The 17,714-nt window shown below is 40.0% G+C and carries 16 protein-coding genes; 7 read left to right on the plus strand and 9 right to left on the minus strand.

The window, feature by feature from the left end:
* Positions 1-434: 434 nt before the first annotated feature.
* The 9 genes from QZ334_RS03340 to dnaA form a co-directional block, all read right to left on the minus strand.
* Positions 435-752 carry a YbjQ family protein gene (locus QZ334_RS03340; protein ID WP_178884019.1) on the minus strand — a complete coding sequence of 106 codons (318 nt, stop codon included), beginning with the start codon at positions 750-752 and terminating at the stop codon, positions 435-437.
* Between the two features lie 124 nt (positions 753-876).
* Positions 877-2,358, minus strand: coding sequence for an amino acid permease (locus tag QZ334_RS03345; RefSeq protein ID WP_295231898.1), 1,482 nt, complete (start codon positions 2,356-2,358; stop codon positions 877-879).
* A 10-nt stretch (positions 2,359-2,368) separates the two neighbouring features.
* The gene (gyrB, locus tag QZ334_RS03350) at positions 2,369-4,270 is read right to left on the minus strand and encodes a DNA topoisomerase (ATP-hydrolyzing) subunit B (protein WP_295231901.1); all 1,902 of its coding nucleotides are present in this window, start codon (positions 4,268-4,270) and stop codon (positions 2,369-2,371) included.
* Positions 4,271-4,345: 75 nt separating this feature from the next.
* A complete protein-coding gene (locus QZ334_RS03355) occupies positions 4,346-4,594 on the minus strand; it encodes a DUF370 domain-containing protein (protein WP_060924870.1) in 249 nt (82 codons plus the stop codon).
* Positions 4,595-4,607: 13 nt separating this feature from the next.
* A complete protein-coding gene (locus QZ334_RS03360) occupies positions 4,608-5,510 on the minus strand; it encodes a DUF721 domain-containing protein (protein WP_295231903.1) in 903 nt (300 codons plus the stop codon).
* The gene (gene recF, locus QZ334_RS03365; RefSeq protein ID WP_119209023.1) at positions 5,497-6,597 is read right to left on the minus strand and encodes a DNA replication/repair protein RecF; all 1,101 of its coding nucleotides are present in this window, start codon (positions 6,595-6,597) and stop codon (positions 5,497-5,499) included. Before recF ends, QZ334_RS03360 begins: the two co-directional genes overlap by 14 nt.
* Before the next feature lie 3 nt (positions 6,598-6,600).
* Positions 6,601-6,834, minus strand: coding sequence for an RNA-binding S4 domain-containing protein (locus QZ334_RS03370; protein ID WP_287513451.1), 234 nt, complete (start codon positions 6,832-6,834; stop codon positions 6,601-6,603).
* A gap of 300 nt (positions 6,835-7,134) precedes the next feature.
* Positions 7,135-8,247, minus strand: coding sequence for a DNA polymerase III subunit beta (gene dnaN / locus QZ334_RS03375; RefSeq protein WP_105094808.1), 1,113 nt, complete (start codon positions 8,245-8,247; stop codon positions 7,135-7,137).
* Between the two features lie 334 nt (positions 8,248-8,581).
* A complete protein-coding gene (gene dnaA, locus QZ334_RS03380; protein WP_295231912.1) occupies positions 8,582-10,159 on the minus strand; it encodes a chromosomal replication initiator protein DnaA in 1,578 nt (525 codons plus the stop codon).
* Positions 10,160-11,479: 1,320 nt separating this feature from the next.
* On the opposite strand from dnaA, the gene rpmH reads away from it, so the two are divergent.
* The 7 genes from rpmH (at position 11,480) to mnmG (ending at position 17,607) form a co-directional block, all read left to right on the plus strand.
* Positions 11,480-11,614, plus strand: a complete 135-nt coding sequence (gene rpmH, locus QZ334_RS03385; RefSeq protein WP_004692946.1) for a 50S ribosomal protein L34 — start codon at positions 11,480-11,482, stop codon at positions 11,612-11,614.
* A gap of 79 nt (positions 11,615-11,693) precedes the next feature.
* Positions 11,694-12,053: a ribonuclease P protein component gene (gene rnpA / locus QZ334_RS03390; RefSeq protein ID WP_105094806.1), complete on the plus strand. Its 360-nt coding sequence runs from the start codon at positions 11,694-11,696 to the stop codon at positions 12,051-12,053.
* Between the two features lie 49 nt (positions 12,054-12,102).
* Positions 12,103-12,324: a membrane protein insertion efficiency factor YidD gene (gene yidD / locus QZ334_RS03395; RefSeq protein WP_072270728.1), complete on the plus strand. Its 222-nt coding sequence runs from the start codon at positions 12,103-12,105 to the stop codon at positions 12,322-12,324.
* A 168-nt stretch (positions 12,325-12,492) separates the two neighbouring features.
* A complete protein-coding gene (locus QZ334_RS03400; protein ID WP_024066050.1) occupies positions 12,493-13,161 on the plus strand; it encodes a YidC/Oxa1 family membrane protein insertase in 669 nt (222 codons plus the stop codon).
* Positions 13,162-13,169: 8 nt separating this feature from the next.
* On the plus strand, positions 13,170-13,967 hold the full coding sequence (jag, locus tag QZ334_RS03405; RefSeq protein WP_287514752.1) for an RNA-binding cell elongation regulator Jag/EloR: 798 nt from the start codon (positions 13,170-13,172) through the stop codon (positions 13,965-13,967).
* Between the two features lie 187 nt (positions 13,968-14,154).
* Positions 14,155-15,540: a tRNA uridine-5-carboxymethylaminomethyl(34) synthesis GTPase MnmE gene (mnmE, locus tag QZ334_RS03410; protein WP_295231918.1), complete on the plus strand. Its 1,386-nt coding sequence runs from the start codon at positions 14,155-14,157 to the stop codon at positions 15,538-15,540.
* Positions 15,541-15,735: 195 nt separating this feature from the next.
* Positions 15,736-17,607, plus strand: coding sequence for a tRNA uridine-5-carboxymethylaminomethyl(34) synthesis enzyme MnmG (gene mnmG / locus QZ334_RS03415; RefSeq protein WP_295231921.1), 1,872 nt, complete (start codon positions 15,736-15,738; stop codon positions 17,605-17,607).
* The last annotated feature ends 107 nt before the right edge of the window (positions 17,608-17,714 follow it).

Consider the following 17,714-nt stretch of genomic DNA (forward strand, 5'->3'; position numbering starts at 1 on the left):
TCCATGTGTTTAGGCTAGTAAATAATATGTGTCCAGGAAAATGGGTACATATCATAATAGGCGGCTTTTTTCATAATTATTAATTCTTGATATTATTTAGCATCTCAACTTTTATGCTTTGTAAAGTTTAAATAAATAGTTTTATATGATAACCAAGAATGATATATAGAAAGATACATAAAAAGGGGCTGTTGTATTTAATAAGAAAAGCTGAGCATGACTTCTATGCGACTTTACCTTTACTTTGGATTTCATTTCATGAAATCTTATGTTCAGGACTAAGTGATATATGGGCCTTTTCTCCTTAGTCCGATTGTATTTTATAGAAAATAGATGGGGCCACTTGTTTCATGACTTTGGCTCTGCGGAGCCCAAAGGGCGTAGTCAGACCCGGCCGGTGGAATGAAACAAGTGGTCCCATCTATCAATTCTTATTAAACTACAACAGCTGTACCATTGCATGTGACCATGAGCATGCCATTTTCTGCACCTACTGTACTGTATTGGAAGGATACACCGATAACAGCATTAGCACCCATTTTAGAAGCCCGTTGAGACATTTCATCAAGGGCTGCTTGGCGCGCACTCATCAAAGAATTTTCATAGCTGCCACTACGGCCACCAACGATGTCGCGAATGCCAGACATAAAGTCTTTCACAAAGTTACGGCCTTCTACGACCTCACCAAATACGATACCTTTATATTCTTGAACTGGTTTATTTTCAATATGCATAGTTGTAGTAATAATCATAATTGTATCCTTTCTAATTGACTACAATATATTTGATTTATTATAGCAAGGCTTTCACAGAAATACAATCACAAAAAAAGACCTGTTCACTACATTCATAATGAACAGGTCTAATTATATGTTTTTATCGATCAAAATCGCGGTCTAGGTTAACCTCTTTCAATGGAACAAGTTTTGTTTTCTTGATGTATTTATAACCTAAGTATACTGCGAAGAAGATTGGCAATCCGATGTATGCAACGGATACGCCATACCAGTCGATTGTATCGCCTGTGAAAGCGGAGTAGTTTTGACCAGCAATGATGATGACGCAAAGAATGAACGCCAAGATTGGGCCAATTGGGAACAACCACGCTTTGTAAGGTAATTCTTTAAGATCTCTACCTTGTGCAATGAAGGCACGGCGGAAGCGATAGTGAGAAACAGCGATACCAACCCATGCTATAAAACCGCAAAGACCAGAAATATTAACAATCCAAGTATATGCAGTACCTTCGCCGATAAAGCTTGTAAGGAATGCAAATAAACCGATTGCTGTAGTTAAAATTAACGCTGGCACTGGAACACCATGTTTATTAAGCTTAGTGAAGATTTTTGGTGCTTGCCCTTCTTTAGCAAGTGCATATAGCATACGAGTAGAAGAATAAAGACCAGAGTTACCAGCACTAAGTACTGCCGTTAAAATGATAGCATTGATAAAGCTAGCAGCAAAAGCAAAACCAAATCGGTCAAATACGAGTGTAAATGGAGAAATAGATACATTCTCTACACTAGAATTCAATAAATTTGGATCAGTATAAGGAATTAAGAAACCGATAACTATGAAAGCACCAATATAGAACAATAATATACGCCAGAAAATAGAATTAATCGCCTTTGGCACATTCTTTTCTGGATTTTCTGCTTCACCAGCGGCTACACCGATAAGCTCAGTACCTTGGAATGAGAAACCAGCCACCATGAAGATAGCAAGAATAGATTCCCAACCACCTACGAATGGTGCTTCCCCTACTGTCCAGTTCGCAAATCCTGGAGATGTGCCTCCAATGCCAAAGATAAGCATAAAGCCACAGAACAGGAATACGAATACGGTAATAACCTTGATGCTAGAGAATACATATTCACTTTCACCAAAGGAACGAGTCGATAAATAGTTCAAGCCGAATAAAACGAGCAAGAACAAAGCAGACCATACGATGGCAGGCACATCAGGGAACCAATATTTCATGATCAGCGCCCCTGCTAATACTTCAGCAGCCAAGGTAATAGCCCAGTTAAACCAGTAGTTCCAACCTAAGGCAAAACCAAAGGCAGGATCTACATAGCGTTTTGCATAAGTCCCGAAGGAACCTGGAATCGGCAAGTACGTAGCCATTTCCCCAAGAGATGTCATGAGGAAGTACACCATGATACCGATGAGGCCATAAGCCACTAGCGCACCACCAGGGCCTGCTGTACTTACTACTTCACCACCAGCTACGAATAAGCCAGTACCGATAGCGCCACCTAAAGCGATCATGTTCATATGACGTGCTTTTAGGGAACGTTTTAAATGTTGATCTTTATTAGAGGTAAACTCTACATTATTATTTTGATTTTCAGCCATGGGTCACCTCTTATAAATCCAGATTACGCACGTATTTTGCGTTATCTTCAATAAATTTACGACGAGGTTCTACCTTATCGCCCATGAGAACTGTAAAGATTTTATCAGCTTCGATGGAGTCCTCTAAGCTAACTTGTAAAATCGTACGATTTTCAGGATTCATTGTAGTTTCCCATAATTGTTCAGGATTCATTTCACCTAAACCTTTGTAACGTTGGATGGTAATACCATCACGACCTACTTCATCAAGTTTAGCTGTAAGCTCCGCATCAGAGTATACATACCAGTGGGATTTACCCTTCTTGATTTGGTACAACGGTGGTTGAGCAATGTAGATATGACCTTCCTCTACCAATGGTTTCATATAGCGGTAGAAGAATGTTAATAACAAGGTACGGATATGAGCGCCGTCAACGTCCGCATCTGTCATGATGATAATCTTGTTATAACGGGATTTTGTAATATCAAACTCTTCCCCAATACCAGTACCGAATGCAGTGATCATGGAGCGAATTTCGTTATTAGCTAAAATCTTATCAAGGCGCGCTTTTTCTACGTTAAGGATTTTACCACGCAATGGCAAAATCGCTTGGTAACGACGATCGCGACCTTGTTTTGCAGAACCGCCCGCAGAGTCACCTTCGACTAGATAAATTTCAGTCATAGATGTATCTTTTTCAGAGCAATCTGCCAATTTACCAGGAAGGCTAGATACTTCCAAGGCATTTTTACGGCGCGTTAAGTCGCGGGCTTTACGAGCTGCCTCACGAGCACGGCTTGCCATAGTCGCTTTTTCAATGATTTTCTTCGCATCTTGCGGATGTTCTTCGAAGAATGTCTTAAGACCTTCAGATACGATAACGTCTGTAATACCTTTAACTTCGCTATTGCCAAGTTTAGTTTTAGTTTGGCCTTCAAATTGAGGTTCCAATACTTTTACAGATACAACAGCTGTCAAACCTTCACGTACGTCTTCACCGGAAAGGTTGGACTCATTTTCCTTGATCAAACCAGCTTTACGACCGTAATCATTGAGGGTACGAGTCAAGGCAGCACGGAAACCAGAAAGGTGAGTACCACCGTCAATGGTATTGATGTTATTTACGAAGGACAACAAGTTTTCGCTGTAGCTATCGTTATATTGCAATGCAACGTCTACAACTACGTCGTCTTTTGTACTTTCAATGTAAATTACAGTTGGGTTTACTACTTCTTTATTTTCGTTCAAGAAGGTAATGAAAGAACTCAAACCACCTTCGTAGTGGAAGCTTTCAACACGAGGTTCCTCTTGACGCAAATCGCTCAATGTAATGCGAAGGCCTTTATTAAGGAATGCCAATTCTTGTAAACGAATTTTCAATGTATCAAAGTTGAATACAGTAGTTTCAAAGATTTCAGCATCTGGCTTGAAGATAACGGTAGTACCAGTACCTTCTGCTTTACCGATTTCATGTAATTCAGAAGTTTTATGACCACGAGAAAAGGAAATCTCTTGAACGATACCATTTTGAGCTACTTGAACCTTAGTCCATTCACTCAACGCATTTACTACGGAAATACCTACGCCGTGAAGGCCACCAGAAACCTTGTAGCCGCCACCGCCAAATTTACCGCCAGCATGCAATTTTGTTAATACTAACTCTACCGCAGACATACCGGATTCATGCATCCCTGTAGGGATACCACGACCATCATCGACAACAGTAATACTGTTATCTTTATTAATGGATACTTCGATATGTGTAGCGTAACCTGCGAGCGCTTCGTCAACAGAGTTATCTACTACTTCATAAACGAGGTGATGTAAACCGCGAATGGACGTACTACCAATGTACATACCAGGGCGTTTACGTACCGCGTCAAGACCCTCGAGAACCTGTATATTCTGAGCGCCATAATTTTCTTCAGGCATGAAACAAACTCCTCCTAACAATCTATCACACTGTACTGGATTGAAATTTGGTACAACACATGTACAGAATAAATCTTATCTCTTTATTATACTATAAAACTCATCAATTCGTCTCATTAAAGTCTTAATACTAACACCAGATCCATAAACGCAATCATCTGTGACCACATAGGTCTTGATCTGCTCCTCTGGTACCATGGCGATATACTCTAAGCTTTCATAGTGATGAATAGGACTTTTATGGGATTTTCCGCCCTTGGCGTGCACCATAGTAATGATGGATTCGATAGGCACGGAAACGGTATCCCCAATATGAACGTACATAGGAATGCCTCCTCTACTTTTCTAATGTCCCATTTAATGAATCGATTTTCCGCTGTTCCTCTTCAGCAAGGAACTTAGATCGATATTTGTTGCACAAATTAATAACGTGCTGGTCCGTTAGCTCATCAGGCTTCTTATGAGTGATGAGCATAGCCACCATATACATATGACGGCGATTAATGGACCCTTTATAAATTTTATCTAAGTAAAAGTATATAGATTCCCGCATGGCTTCTGCAAAGTCTGGGAAGGTACATTGTATAAATTGCTGACAGTCGCTGTATTTAAAGTACGGATACTTTCTAATAACTGCCTTAATGTCCTTAATATGAGCTCGATGCAATTCATATTCACAGGTCGGACAGATTTCTTTTTTAGATTCCATATGCATGCCACATCGACCACAACGATGATACCCATGCTGCTCTAAATAGATTTCCCGCTTTCGAGCCGTAATTTGTACTTTTCTAAAAGCAGCCTTTAATTCTTCGTTATCTGTCTTCTCTAACGATTTATCGATGGCTTCTACGTCTTCTTTTGAAAGCACGATATCTGCAAAATTAATCTTTTTAGATTCCCCTATTTTGTCAGGAAGAGATATAGACGTATTGATGTCTGCTTTCACATAGCTCTGACGTTTCATGATAAAGCGAATATCTTTGATGACCTCTTGATGGTAATATTTGTTTATCGCCTCAATGATACGCCGTTTTTGCATCTGTAGTTCCTGCATCCACATGGAGTTATCTGCACTAATTACCATGTCTGGAGGCTTAATAGACACAATTTTTGTATGCTCCGCAATGACATCGCCCACTACATCACGCCACTTGTGAACGAGGGTATTTAATTTATATTGTTCCAGTAAATTCAGTTTTGATAAGGCCTTTGGTAAACAAAGATCAAGGCTGTCCATACTGAACCTTTCCCCCTTCACAAGAAATAAATTGAACCGATTTCAAATCTTTAAAATCATGAATGTCTGTAGTAGTAATAAATGTTTGAATACGTTTATGAATAAACTGCAATAAATTCGCTCGTCTCGATTCATCAAGTTCGCTCAATACATCGTCTAGTAGCAGAACTGGATATTCCCCAACCTCGGACTTAATAAACTCAAGCTCGCTCAACTTTAAGGACAATACAGCCGTTCGTTGCTGCCCTTGGGATCCAAATTTCTTTAAATCCATCGCATCGGAAAAGAATCGTAAATCATCGCGATGAGGACCTACGCTAGTGGTCATCCGATGACGATCCTGCGGCAACGCTGCTTTAATGCGCTCGTAAAAGCCTTCCTTTGTAAATTCTAAGGATCCATTATCCATATATGGCTGTTCATAACCAATGGTCAAATTCTCGAGGCCACCCGTCAATTTGCGGTTCATCAAATCGATGAGAAGATTGATTTTCTTTAAGCTTTCTAATCGTTTCTTTACGATAAAACTCGCCATATCGGCTAATTGCAAATCCCATTCTTCAAGAGGAATGTTCTGCTTACCTCTATATTCCTTAAGGATCGCATTGCGCTGCTGTAATAACCGATTATACTGCATCAACTGATGATAATAGGTAGCACTCGTCTGAGAGATTTCCATATCGAGAAAACGTCTACGTCCTGACGGCGTTCCTTTGATGAGCTGTAAATCTTCAGGACAGAAGATAACTGTATTTAATGTACCAATCAATTCTTTTTGAGATATTTTAGTATCGTTTAAACGAATATCCTTAGGACCTTGACGGAATAACTTAATATTTACCTTTTGAGGTGTATCCTTTTTCTCGAACTTAACGACAATGCCTGCTTCCTCAGCATTGAACATGAGCATATCCGATGTATCGTTGGTCCGATGGCTTTTACCAATGGTACCCACATAAATCGATTCGAGGATATTAGTCTTACCAGCCCCATTGGTGCCGTGCAAAACGATAATCTCCGGATTAAACTGAATCGTTACATCCTTATAATTACGAAACTGGAATAATTGCAGTGAGTCAATTCTCACCGATTAATCCTCCTCTTGAGTAATCACGAGATCTACATCGAGACCTTCGCAAGAAATCACATCCCCAACACGGCATTTCTTGCGCTTTTCTGTGATAACTTGACCATTCAAAGTAAGGATGCCTTCATCGATAAAGGATTTAATTTGACCACCTGTTTCGATGATACCTTCTAACTTCAACAACTGATCAATTTGAATGTACTCCGTATGAATGGTTACCTGCTGTTGCTCTTTCATAACGTCCTCCTATAGTGGACAATTTATAACTATATGGGAATTAGGTAACGATGACTTTTACTCATCATTACCTAATATAGATTTGTATATTAATTCAATAAAATATACAACGTAGTGATTGTATTATCAATAAACTAATAATAGACTGACTTTAACATTATTAATTATTTAGTACCAGAGTACAGTTCCTCACTGTGAATTTTCTTTAGGCTACGTTGTAGCCTAGAAAATTTTACGTTCGGAACAAAGTGATGCAGTGTCCCTGTCGTCGCAAGCTCCTCCATTGACTACTGCCCTACTTTATGCATTCGTACGAACTGGTGTTACTACGTATGTATAGTTCGGATTATTATCTTGGCGAATAACAACTGGACCATTTTGTTTTAAGAACAAGTGGATATTGTCGCCTGTGCTATGGCGCAAGATATCAGAGATATAACGACCATTGAAGGAGATTGTGAAAGGTGTGCCTTTAAATTCAACAGCTACGTCTTCTTTTGCCATACCGATTTCAGTATTTTGAGTAGACAATGTTACATTACTTTCAGCCCAATCATAACGAATTACGTTATAGCTGATGTCTTTAGCCAACAAGGATACGCGGTCAACGGCACCAGCGAATTCGCGGAGGTCAATAACAGCGCTAGAGTCGAATTGGGAAGGAATAACCTTTTCATATTCAGGGTATGTGCCTTCAATTAAACGAGAAATAATGTAAATCGATTCAAAGTTGAAAACGATTTGTGTGCGGTTCCAAATGATGTTGATCATCGCTGGATTATCTGTTGGTAACAAACGAGATACTTCAGCCAACGTTTTTGTAGGAATGATAGCACGCATTGGCGTAGTTGCTGGTTCATCGATAGTAATTTTCTTAACAGCCATGCGGTGTGTATCAGTGGCAACCATTGTTACTTCGTTTTCTTTAATTTCAAGAAGAGCACCAGTAAATACAGGACGATCTTCGTCAGTAGCAGCTGCATAGTTTGTTAAATCGATGAGTTCTTTCATAGCAAAGCTATCAATGTTTACATGATCTTGGTCGTGAATTTGTTCAACCAAGGAGAAATCATCTGGATGTAATGTTACGAGGTTGAATTCAGAAGAACCTGATGTGATTGTTAAAGAATTTCCGTCCTCTGGTTTGTAAAGTTCAATAGTATCTCCAGGCAATTTGCGGATTAACTCTTGGAAATAACGGGAACCAACTACTAATGTACCAGGTTCTTTGATGTCGCCATCGATGGTTAAACGAATACCGAGTTCAAAGTCGTTACCTTGCAATTCTACTTGGCCATTTTTTGTTGTCATGTAGATAGCACCTGGTAAATTGGAACTTGTTTTATTTTGAGATACCTTTTGCAATACGTTGATTGCTTTTTGGAGATTTGCTTTTGGGAATGTAATATGCATATATAACTCCTTTTTGATTTCTATATTTCTATATATTGTAGAAGCTCTAATAATTACTTATCTTGTTTGTAATATTCTATGTTTGCTACTGTAGATGCTCTATAGATATTCTACGATAGATCTGTTTCTACTGGTTTTTTGATTGTTTGTTAGTTTTAGTAGTAGTAATAGTAGGGGCCTGTTCATATGTGTAAAAGTGAATTGGCGCTACTAACTGTGCGATTTCTCTGTTGTGTATAACTATGTTGATAGTTTGTAACCACTTATCCACATACTCACAGCGGAGCACGGTTTTTAGGATATCCACAAAGTTACGCACAATATATCCACAGAGTTATCCACAGGTTGTTAATTTCTGTTTAATTTCAGAAATCATGTTCTTAGTTTCTTCGTTTTGTTCAATTTCCTTCGTAATTTTATCGTACGCATGGAGAATTGTCGTATGGTCACGAGAGAAGGCTGCTGCGATTTGCGGATAACTTTCATTGATCATATCACGGCATAGATACATGGCGATTTGCCGTGGGAATGCGAACTGTGCCTTACGCTTTTTGCCGAGCAAGTCTTGCTTTTTAATATTGAAATAAGAACTTACAAAATTTTGGATGCTTTCCATAGTGACCATGTTCACCTCTTCGGTTTGAACGAGGCCAGCTAAGGCTTGTTTAGTGTATTCTAGATCGATAGATTCAAGACGTTGATCGATAGATGCAGTGCCGATTAATTTGGTGAAAGCACCTTGCAACACGCGGACGTTTTCGCTAAATTGTAACGCCACGTAGTTGATGGAGTCGTTATCGATGCGGATAACGCGATTTTTCTTATATTCTCGTTCTAGCAAAGATCTAAAGATGGCGATGCGTGTTTCTAAATCTGGATTTTCCATGGTAGCAATGTAGCCAGCTTGGAAACGAGAACGAAGACGGTCTTCGAATTGCTCCATATCGTTTGGCATCGTATCAGAGGTGAGGACGATTTGCTTGTTGTTATTTAATAACTCATTGAACGTATTAAATAGCTCAGTTTTCGTACTTTCACGACTTTCAAGGAACTGAATATCGTCAATCATGAGCACGTCGATGTTGCGGAATGTGTTGCGGAACAATTTACCTTGGTTACGCTGCAATGTTTCTACGAAAATGTTCATAAAGTTTTCGCTCGTAATGGACATAACCTTCATGTGAGGATGATTTTCCTTGATAGCGTTGCCGATGGCGTGCATCAAATGCGTTTTACCTAGACCTGATGGACCATAGATAAAGAGCGGATTATAGTCGCCGCCTGGGAACTCAGCTACATTTTGAGCCGCCCCAAATGGAATGCGGTTCGCGTTGCCTGTAACGTAGTTGTCAAAACGGTACGCTGGATTAAGGTTAGATAAGGATAAATCCACAGGTACATTATCAGACTGTAATGTAGGTGTTGTAGTTTCAACTGTTTTACTAGGCGCTACCATTGGCTCATCTGGAATATTCACAGGAGCTGGTGCGCGGTCGATATAGACAGGCTCTTGATAGATTGGTTTATAGAACTCATCTTGTTGAGCTTTTTCCTCTACCACAGGCGGTAATGGCATCGGTGGAGCCACTACAGGTGCATCATCGATGAGACTTTCATCAACAAAGGTAGTATCTACACTCTCTTGATTGAAATCGAATAACACCATATCCCGATGGGAACCGATAACCGTAGTAATAGCATCCTGTAAAGCCTTGCTAATCTGCGGCTGCTGATCGATTAAGTTTTTAACAAATGTTTGCATGACCCCTATATGGATCGAATGACTGTCGAGAGACATGGGAATCAACGATGACGTGACGCGCAAGTACAACGCGTCAGGCAAATGTTGCATGTTCTTTTTCGCCTCTTGCAATATATGTTCCCATATATTATTCAAATCAAATGACTGCATGACGTGCCTCTTGTGTATAACTATTGCGATAAATGTGTATAACTTTAGGAATAATGTGTATAACTATTGTGAAAGCTGTGGAAAAACCTGTTATTCCTGTGAATAACCTGTGCACAACCTGTGAATAAGTGAAAATAAAATTCTCTTCTAACCAGATAATAACTGACTTTATAGATTACACAGGTCAAAAGAGAAAAAATGTGGATAACCTTAAAAGTTATCCAACAAAAACTTATAAAAATATATACTTTTTCCTAATTTCAGTTATGATTGTACCAAAAAATCACTAGTTTGTCATTTATTCTGTGGATAACTTTTGGTTATCTGAAGGAGAAGTGTTAATAACTCAGTTATTATCTCATCTTTTGTTCATCAATTACTTTTGGGGCAGGAATGAAAACTACTTTTATCGCTCCATCCTGACGCAAGTCGCTCAAAAAGTAGTTTCACTTCCCCTCCTCCTATAAGATAATTTTTATGATTACTATACACACAACTGGAAAAGTAATAGATATACCTTTTAGCAATCTACATTAGACCTGTTTATAAAATGTTATCAACACAACTTAAATGAAAATTGGGGAGAGGGGAAAAGAAGAAAACCACATCTATTCCTCCCCTCCTTCCAATTAGAGATCAAAACATAAATTTGTCTAATATAAAAAATATTAGAATTGTGAGTTCTTGTGTTGCTGTAAATTGATGTTACGTTTACATCAAATTTCCCCTTTCCCTCAAGAGGTTAAAAGGTAAGATTTGTTAAATCTTAGATCCGTATTCTGAAAGACTTTTAGGTTTGATATAAAAACTGATACTACTTTTTATACTGGTGGTAGGTGTTATAGTAGTCATTAGTGTATGTTAGGAGCAGGAATAGATGTGGATTTTTGACTGACTTACGATGAGTATGGAAGGAGAAAACCACATCTACTCCTCCCCTTTTTCCAATAAGAGATCAAAATGTAAATTTGTCTTATATAAAAATATTAGAGTTGTGAGTTCTTGTTTTGCTGATATTGATGTTACGTTTACATCGTGTAGTGGTGTGTAAGGTTAAATTAGGATTGCCTTAGGGAGGGAATATAGGGTCCTTTTGAGCGACTTTACGGTTAGTATGGAGCGATGAAGGAGCCCTATATTCCTCCCCCTGGAAACGTAACATCAATTACAGGATGAAATGTGTGATAGAATTATTACAGAAATACAAGAACTCACAAGCAGAATGCCTTTATTATATTGACAAATTTACGTTTTAACTCTATAATTACCCTGTTATGGTATAAGTAAAACAATACAAAATGACGAGGAGGTGTTTTACTAATGAAACGTACTTACCAACCAAATACTCTTTGGAGAAAACGTACCCATGGTTTCCGTGAACGCATGAAAACTATCGGTGGCCGTCTCGTTTTAAAAAGAAGACGTGCAAAAGGCAGAAAACGCTTATCTGCATAATATAATAGCTGTTAGGCAGGAGAAAAAACTTGGCGCTGCTGCCAAGTTTTTCTATTTTTAGGACTTAAGGACAATGCATATGGATTATTGCCTCGATAAAGCAAGACGACTGACGCACAATAATGAATATCGCCTTGTGTATAAGCACGGAAAATACGAAGTAGGCCGTATGTGTGTACTCTATCGTATGCCCGTGGCGAAGCAATCTACGCGCATTGGTTTTGTAACCGGCAAAAAGGTTGGTTGTGCTGTTGAGCGCAACCGAGCTAGACGGCTCATGAAAGAGGTGTATCGCCTCAATCAACATTCCATACGCGAAGGGTATCATATCGTAATTGTTGGACGTGGCCCTCTGAAAAACGCTACCTACGAAAAAGCGGAAAAGGAGATTTTGTATCTCTTGCGAAAAAGCAAATTATTGGTACAAAATGATAAATAGGACCACAAGTTAGAGGCTTTGGTCCTTTTTTGTGTATATGGAGGTTTCTATGAAACGCTGTATAACTACGCTTTTACGACTTTTAATTAGGTTCTATCAGCTTGCCATATCTCCCTTAAAACCTGGATGTTGCCGTTATTATCCGACATGTTCCACATATACTTTGCAGGCCATCGAAAAATATGGTCCTTTGAAAGGTAGCTGGATGGGTTTAAAACGCATTCTTCGCTGTCATCCTTTCCATAAGGGTGGCTACGATCCAGTACCATAATCTATTTTGGATTAGGCTGGATGCGTTCTGTGAAAGCAACTTTCACAAAAAACATCTAGCACAGTTTTGGAAATACCTGAGCATCTGTATGGATGAAATTTAGACCATACCATAACGATATATAGATGCGCAAAGGACGGTTTCGGACTGTAAGAAAAAGGAGAAACAATGGAATTCTTAAGTAGTATATTCCACCCTATCGTTGAATTGATGACTACATTGGTAACCTATGCGTTCCAATTAACTCAAATGGTAGGCTATCCAAGCTACGGTGTGGCTATTATCCTTTTAACAATCGTTATTAAAGCGGTTTTGGCACCACTTACTGTAAAACAAATCAAATCCATGAAGGCTATGCAAGAGTTACAGCCTCGCATGAAAGAATTGCAAGATAAATACAAAAACGATCCTGCAAAACTTCAAGCAGAAATGGGTGCATTGTACAAAGAAATGGGTGTTAACCCATTGGCTGGTTGTTTGCCTCTATTGGTGCAAATGCCATTCTTGATCGCTATCTTCTATGCTTTACAAGGCTATCCATACGATCAAAACTATGTACAATTCTTATGGCTTCCTAGTCTTGGCGAACCAGATCCAATGTACATTTTGCCAGTATTGAGTGCATTATCTACATGGATTATGTCCAAGCAAACTAGTAGCGGTGCAACTGGTGCTGCTGCGCAACAACAAAAGATTATGACAATCTTTATGCCTTTATTCATTGGTTACATCTCCCTTAACTTCCCATCTGGCTTAGTTATTTACTGGATCGTATCCAATGTATTCCAATTTGTGCAACAACATTTCATTTACAAAAGCTTAGAAGCTAAGAAATAGGAGACACTATGGAATTTATCGATGTATCTGCTAAAACCATTGAAGATGCCATTGCCAAAGGCGTAGCTCAATTGGCTGAAGATGGCCAAGAATTGGTAGAAACTAAAGTCTTGGAACAACCTTCTAATGGCTTCTTGGGCATTGGTCGTAAACCAGCAGTTGTTCGCTTATTCTTCACATCTGTAGCTAAAACTGCTACGCAAGAAGAAGTAGCTCATGTAGAAGAACAATCTGTAGCTGTTGCTTCCAAGCCAGTAGCAACAAGTGAAACAGAAGTACAAGATACAGCAGTTGAAACTTCTGAAGATGATATCGTAGAAAAACCTTCTAAAAAGGAACTTTCAAAAGAAGATCAACAAGAAATTGCTGAAAAAGGTAAACAATTCCTCGATGATATGTTTACACAAATGGGCCTCACTGTAGTTATCGAAAAAATGATGACTAAAGATAAGATTACATTCCAAGTACACGGCGAAGATTTAGGTATTTTGATCGGTAAACATGGTCAAACATTGGATGCTATTCAATACTTAACAAATCTCGTGGCACACAAGGATGTATCTGGCCACTGCCACATCGTTGTAGATGTGGAAAATTACCGTTCTCGTCGAGAAGAAACATTGGTGAATCTCGCGAAACGCTTGGCTTCTAAGGTGAAACGCAACCGTCAAAAGGTTTCCTTAGAACCGATGAATGCTTTTGAACGTAAAATCATTCACACTGCCCTTCAAGGGGATAAAAACGTTGTTACTAACAGTGAAGGGGACGAACCGTTCCGTCACGTTGTGATTACGTACAAAAAATAATATAGTGGTGCAGCTTTCAAGTGACTGATATTTTCGGTTGCTTGAGGGCTGCCCCCTTTATTCTTTAGGTTATGGTGAAAGCTAACCTAAGTTAATCTTCGCATGCAAAGATTAGTTTAGTTTAACTTTCACAGGCGAAGAACATATACAAAAGCAAATACTAGATAATCGAAATACGGAGATTTTTATGTATATAGATGATACAATAGCGGCCATTGCGACGCCGCCCGGCATTGGCGGGGTTGGTATTATTCGGGTCAGCGGCAAGGATAGTTTTCCTATTGTAAATAGCCTGTTCAAGAGTGCTGGCACCGTTCCTTTGATGGACCTCCAAAACAGAACGATACAATACGGAACCATTGTGGACCCTGCAACGAACAAAACCATCGACGAGGTTCTTGTATTATTAATGAAAGGCCCTCATTCTTACACCGCAGAAGACGTGGTAGAAATTCAGTGTCACGGCGGTATTGTGCCGGTTCGACAAATCTTGAAATTGCTCGTAAATCACGATGTGCGCATGGCTGAAGCCGGCGAATTTACGAAGCGCGCCTTTATGAACGGACGTATCGATCTCACCCAAGCAGAGGCGATCATTGATATTATTGAAGCGAAAACAGAGGACTCCCTCTCTCTCGCTGTATCGCAGCTAGATGGGACCGTTTCGTCCTTTGTAAAAGATGTGCGTGAACAGCTCATCGCTATGATTGCTCATTTAGAGGTAACCATCGATTATCCTGAGGAGGATATCGAGGACGTAACGAGCCAAGAGGTTCGCGATCAATTACAGCCTATTTTGAAAGCTATGGATGATTTGTTGTCCACAGCGAATACAGGTCGTCTTATTCGCGATGGTATTACGACGGTTATTGTAGGCCGCCCAAATGCAGGTAAATCGAGCCTTATGAACGCTCTCTTGCGCGAAAACCGCGCTATTGTAACGGATATTCCGGGGACAACGCGGGATAGTATTGAAGAATATATGACCGTAGAAGGCATTTCTCTGCGCCTCATCGATACGGCAGGTATTCGCGATACTCAAGATACGGTAGAAGCCCTCGGCGTGGAGCGTGCTCGCGATTATATTAATAAAGCAGATATCGTACTCTGTGTTATCGATGGGTCTACTCCATTAACCCCTGAAGAAATCGAAATTTTGACCTCTGTTAGCGGTTTGAACACCATCGTACTCCTCAATAAGTCCGATGTGGCACAAGTCGTTACAGACGAAAATATTAAAGAACACGGTAATTTTACAGCTATTGAACGCATCAGTGCCAAAGAAGGCGAAGGCTCTGCAGTTCTCTCTAAATGGGTGCAAGAACTCGTCTACGGTGGTCGCGTAAAACAAGACAACAACGCCATGATTAGTAACGTGCGCCACATCAGTCTCATGGAACAAGCAAAGGCACAAGTCGAACAAGCCCTCTCCTCCATCGACATGGGCATGCCAGTAGACTTTGTCGCTACCGATTTGCGCAGCGCCTGGGAACTACTAGGTGACATCACGGGCGACACCATTCGAGAAAGCATGATCGACGAACTATTTAGTCGTTTTTGTTTAGGCAAGTGATGATGACAATGAGTACTTCCAAAAAGCCTCCACTGGCCAGGTCTGACTTCGGCCTACGGCCTACGCAGGGCCAAAGTCGTTTTTTGAAAGCCCTCATTGCCACTCTATGGAGAATAGGGAGAACTCGGCCTACGGCCTCGTGATTTAAATAAAATAAACTTTCAATATAAGTAATATATAAGGAATTCAATTGATATGTACACAGTAGATAATTATGATGTCATCGTCATCGGTGGTGGTCATGCTGGTTGTGAGGCGGCTCTGGCCGCTGCCCGCATGGGTCATCGCACGTTGATGGCGACCATCAGTTTAGATAATATTGCGCTTATGCCATGTAATCCTGCCGTTGGCGGTCCTGGTAAAAGCCATCTTGTTTATGAGCTTGACGCCTTAGGCGGTCAAATGGGTATCAACGCGGATGCTACGGCTATTCAAATGCGTATGCTCAATATGGGTAAAGGCCCTGCCGTTCATTCATTGCGCTGCCAATCCGATAAAATCAAATACCAACATTTGATGAAACAAACCATTGAAAATACAGAAAACCTCAATGTTAAGCAAATCATGGTGACCGAGCTTAAGGTTGAGGATGGTAAAGTAACAGGTATCGTTACAGAGCTTGGCGAATTCTATGGCGCTAAGGCAGTCGTTCTTTGCACAGGTACCTATTTGAAAGGTAAAATCCTCATCGGCGATATCGACTACGTAGGTGGCCCAAATGGTCAACGCGTAGCGGAACACTTTTCTCAATCCTTGCTAGATAATGGCATTGAGTTGATGCGTTTTAAGACTGGTACGCCAGCCCGGGTAGATAAACGAACTCTTAACCTTGAAAATATGGAGGTTCAAGAAGGCGATACACATCACCACTCCTTCTCCTTTATGGATGAATGGATCAACCGCAACGAAGATGTATGTTGGTTGACTTATACTAACAAAGAAACGCACGAAATCATTACAAGTAATATTCACCGTGCTCCTATGTATAGCGGTAAAATTGAAGGCGTAGGTCCTCGTTACTGTCCTTCTATCGAAGATAAGGTGGTGCGTTTTGCCGATAAAGAACGCCATCAATTATTCGTAGAACCAGAAGGTACAGGCACAAATGAAATGTATGTACAAGGTATGAGTACATCCCTTCCTATGGACGTACAATATGCGTTCCTTCGTACTATTCCTGGTCTAGAAAATGTAGAAATCATGCGCCCTGCGTATGCTATTGAATACGATTGCTTGAATCCAACACAATTAACACCAGCCCTTCAAGTGAAACATATTGAAGGCCTCTACTCTGCTGGTCAAGCTAATGGTACATCTGGCTATGAAGAAGCAGCTGCTCAAGGTTTAATGGCTGGTATTAATGCAGCTTTATGGCTTGAAGGTAAAGAACCGTTCATCCTTGCTCGCTCCGAAGCATATATCGGTGTTCTCATCGATGATCTTGTAACAAAAGGTACAAACGAACCGTACCGTATGATGACGAGCCGCAGCGAATACCGTCTATTACTTCGTCAAGATAATGCGGACATGCGTCTTACTGAAAAAGGTCGTGCTATCGGTCTTGTAAAAGACGATCGTTGGGCTAAATTTACAGCTAAGAAAGCTGCTATCGAAGAAGCGATGGATATGTTGCGAAATACACCTGTAAATCCATCCAAGGAAACACAAGCTTTGCTTGAAAATTTAGGTACAGCACCTATTAGAACAGGTATTCATGCCTACGATTTAGTAAAACGTAACGAACTCTCCTATGCTATCGTAGCCGATGCATTTGGTTTAAAACGCTATACACCTGACGTAGAAGAAGCTGTTGATATCTCCATTACTTACGAAGGTTATATCAAAAAGCAAATGGACCAAGTCGATAAGGTTCGCAAATTAGAAGAAAAAATTCTTCCAAAAGAATGGGACTATACACAAATTAAGGGTATCTCTCTTGAAGCTCAACAAAAGCTCAATAAAATTCGTCCTCACTCCATCGGTCAAGCAAGTCGTATCTCTGGCGTATCCCCTGCGGACGTATCTGTTCTATTGATCCAATTAGAACAATACAATCGAAGCAAATAAAATATGTGATTACATAGAAAAAAGCTAGCTAATTATATTAGCTAGCTTTTTTAGTTATAAGGCTTCCCGTTCTTGATGCTCATCATATTTGTATATTTATATGAATA

The sequence above is a fragment of the Veillonella sp. genome (assembly GCF_019414865.1).
In the GTDB taxonomy this organism is placed as follows: Bacteria; Bacillota; Negativicutes; order Veillonellales; family Veillonellaceae; genus Veillonella.

Excerpts from the sequence above, each read along its gene's own strand:
- QZ334_RS03370 (WP_287513451.1), bottom strand. The coding sequence starts at position 6,834 with ATGAAAGAGCAACAGCAGGTAACCATTCATACGGAGTACATTCAAATT.
- jag (WP_287514752.1), top strand. The coding sequence starts at position 13,170 with ATGGAATTTATCGATGTATCTGCTAAAACCATTGAAGATGCCATTGCC.
- mnmG (WP_295231921.1), top strand. The coding sequence starts at position 15,736 with ATGTACACAGTAGATAATTATGATGTCATCGTCATCGGTGGTGGTCAT.
- gyrB (WP_295231901.1), bottom strand. The coding sequence starts at position 4,270 with ATGCCTGAAGAAAATTATGGCGCTCAGAATATACAGGTTCTCGAGGGT.
- yidD (WP_072270728.1), top strand. The coding sequence starts at position 12,103 with ATGAAACGCTGTATAACTACGCTTTTACGACTTTTAATTAGGTTCTAT.
- mnmE (WP_295231918.1), top strand. The coding sequence starts at position 14,155 with ATGTATATAGATGATACAATAGCGGCCATTGCGACGCCGCCCGGCATT.
- QZ334_RS03345 (WP_295231898.1), bottom strand. The coding sequence starts at position 2,358 with ATGGCTGAAAATCAAAATAATAATGTAGAGTTTACCTCTAATAAAGAT.
- rpmH (WP_004692946.1), top strand. The coding sequence starts at position 11,480 with ATGAAACGTACTTACCAACCAAATACTCTTTGGAGAAAACGTACCCAT.
- QZ334_RS03355 (WP_060924870.1), bottom strand. The coding sequence starts at position 4,594 with ATGTACGTTCATATTGGGGATACCGTTTCCGTGCCTATCGAATCCATC.
- dnaA (WP_295231912.1), bottom strand. The coding sequence starts at position 10,159 with ATGCAGTCATTTGATTTGAATAATATATGGGAACATATATTGCAAGAG.
- QZ334_RS03360 (WP_295231903.1), bottom strand. The coding sequence starts at position 5,510 with ATGGACAGCCTTGATCTTTGTTTACCAAAGGCCTTATCAAAACTGAAT.
- dnaN (WP_105094808.1), bottom strand. The coding sequence starts at position 8,247 with ATGCATATTACATTCCCAAAAGCAAATCTCCAAAAAGCAATCAACGTA.
- QZ334_RS03400 (WP_024066050.1), top strand. The coding sequence starts at position 12,493 with ATGGAATTCTTAAGTAGTATATTCCACCCTATCGTTGAATTGATGACT.
- QZ334_RS03340 (WP_178884019.1), bottom strand. The coding sequence starts at position 752 with ATGATTATTACTACAACTATGCATATTGAAAATAAACCAGTTCAAGAA.
- rnpA (WP_105094806.1), top strand. The coding sequence starts at position 11,694 with ATGGATTATTGCCTCGATAAAGCAAGACGACTGACGCACAATAATGAA.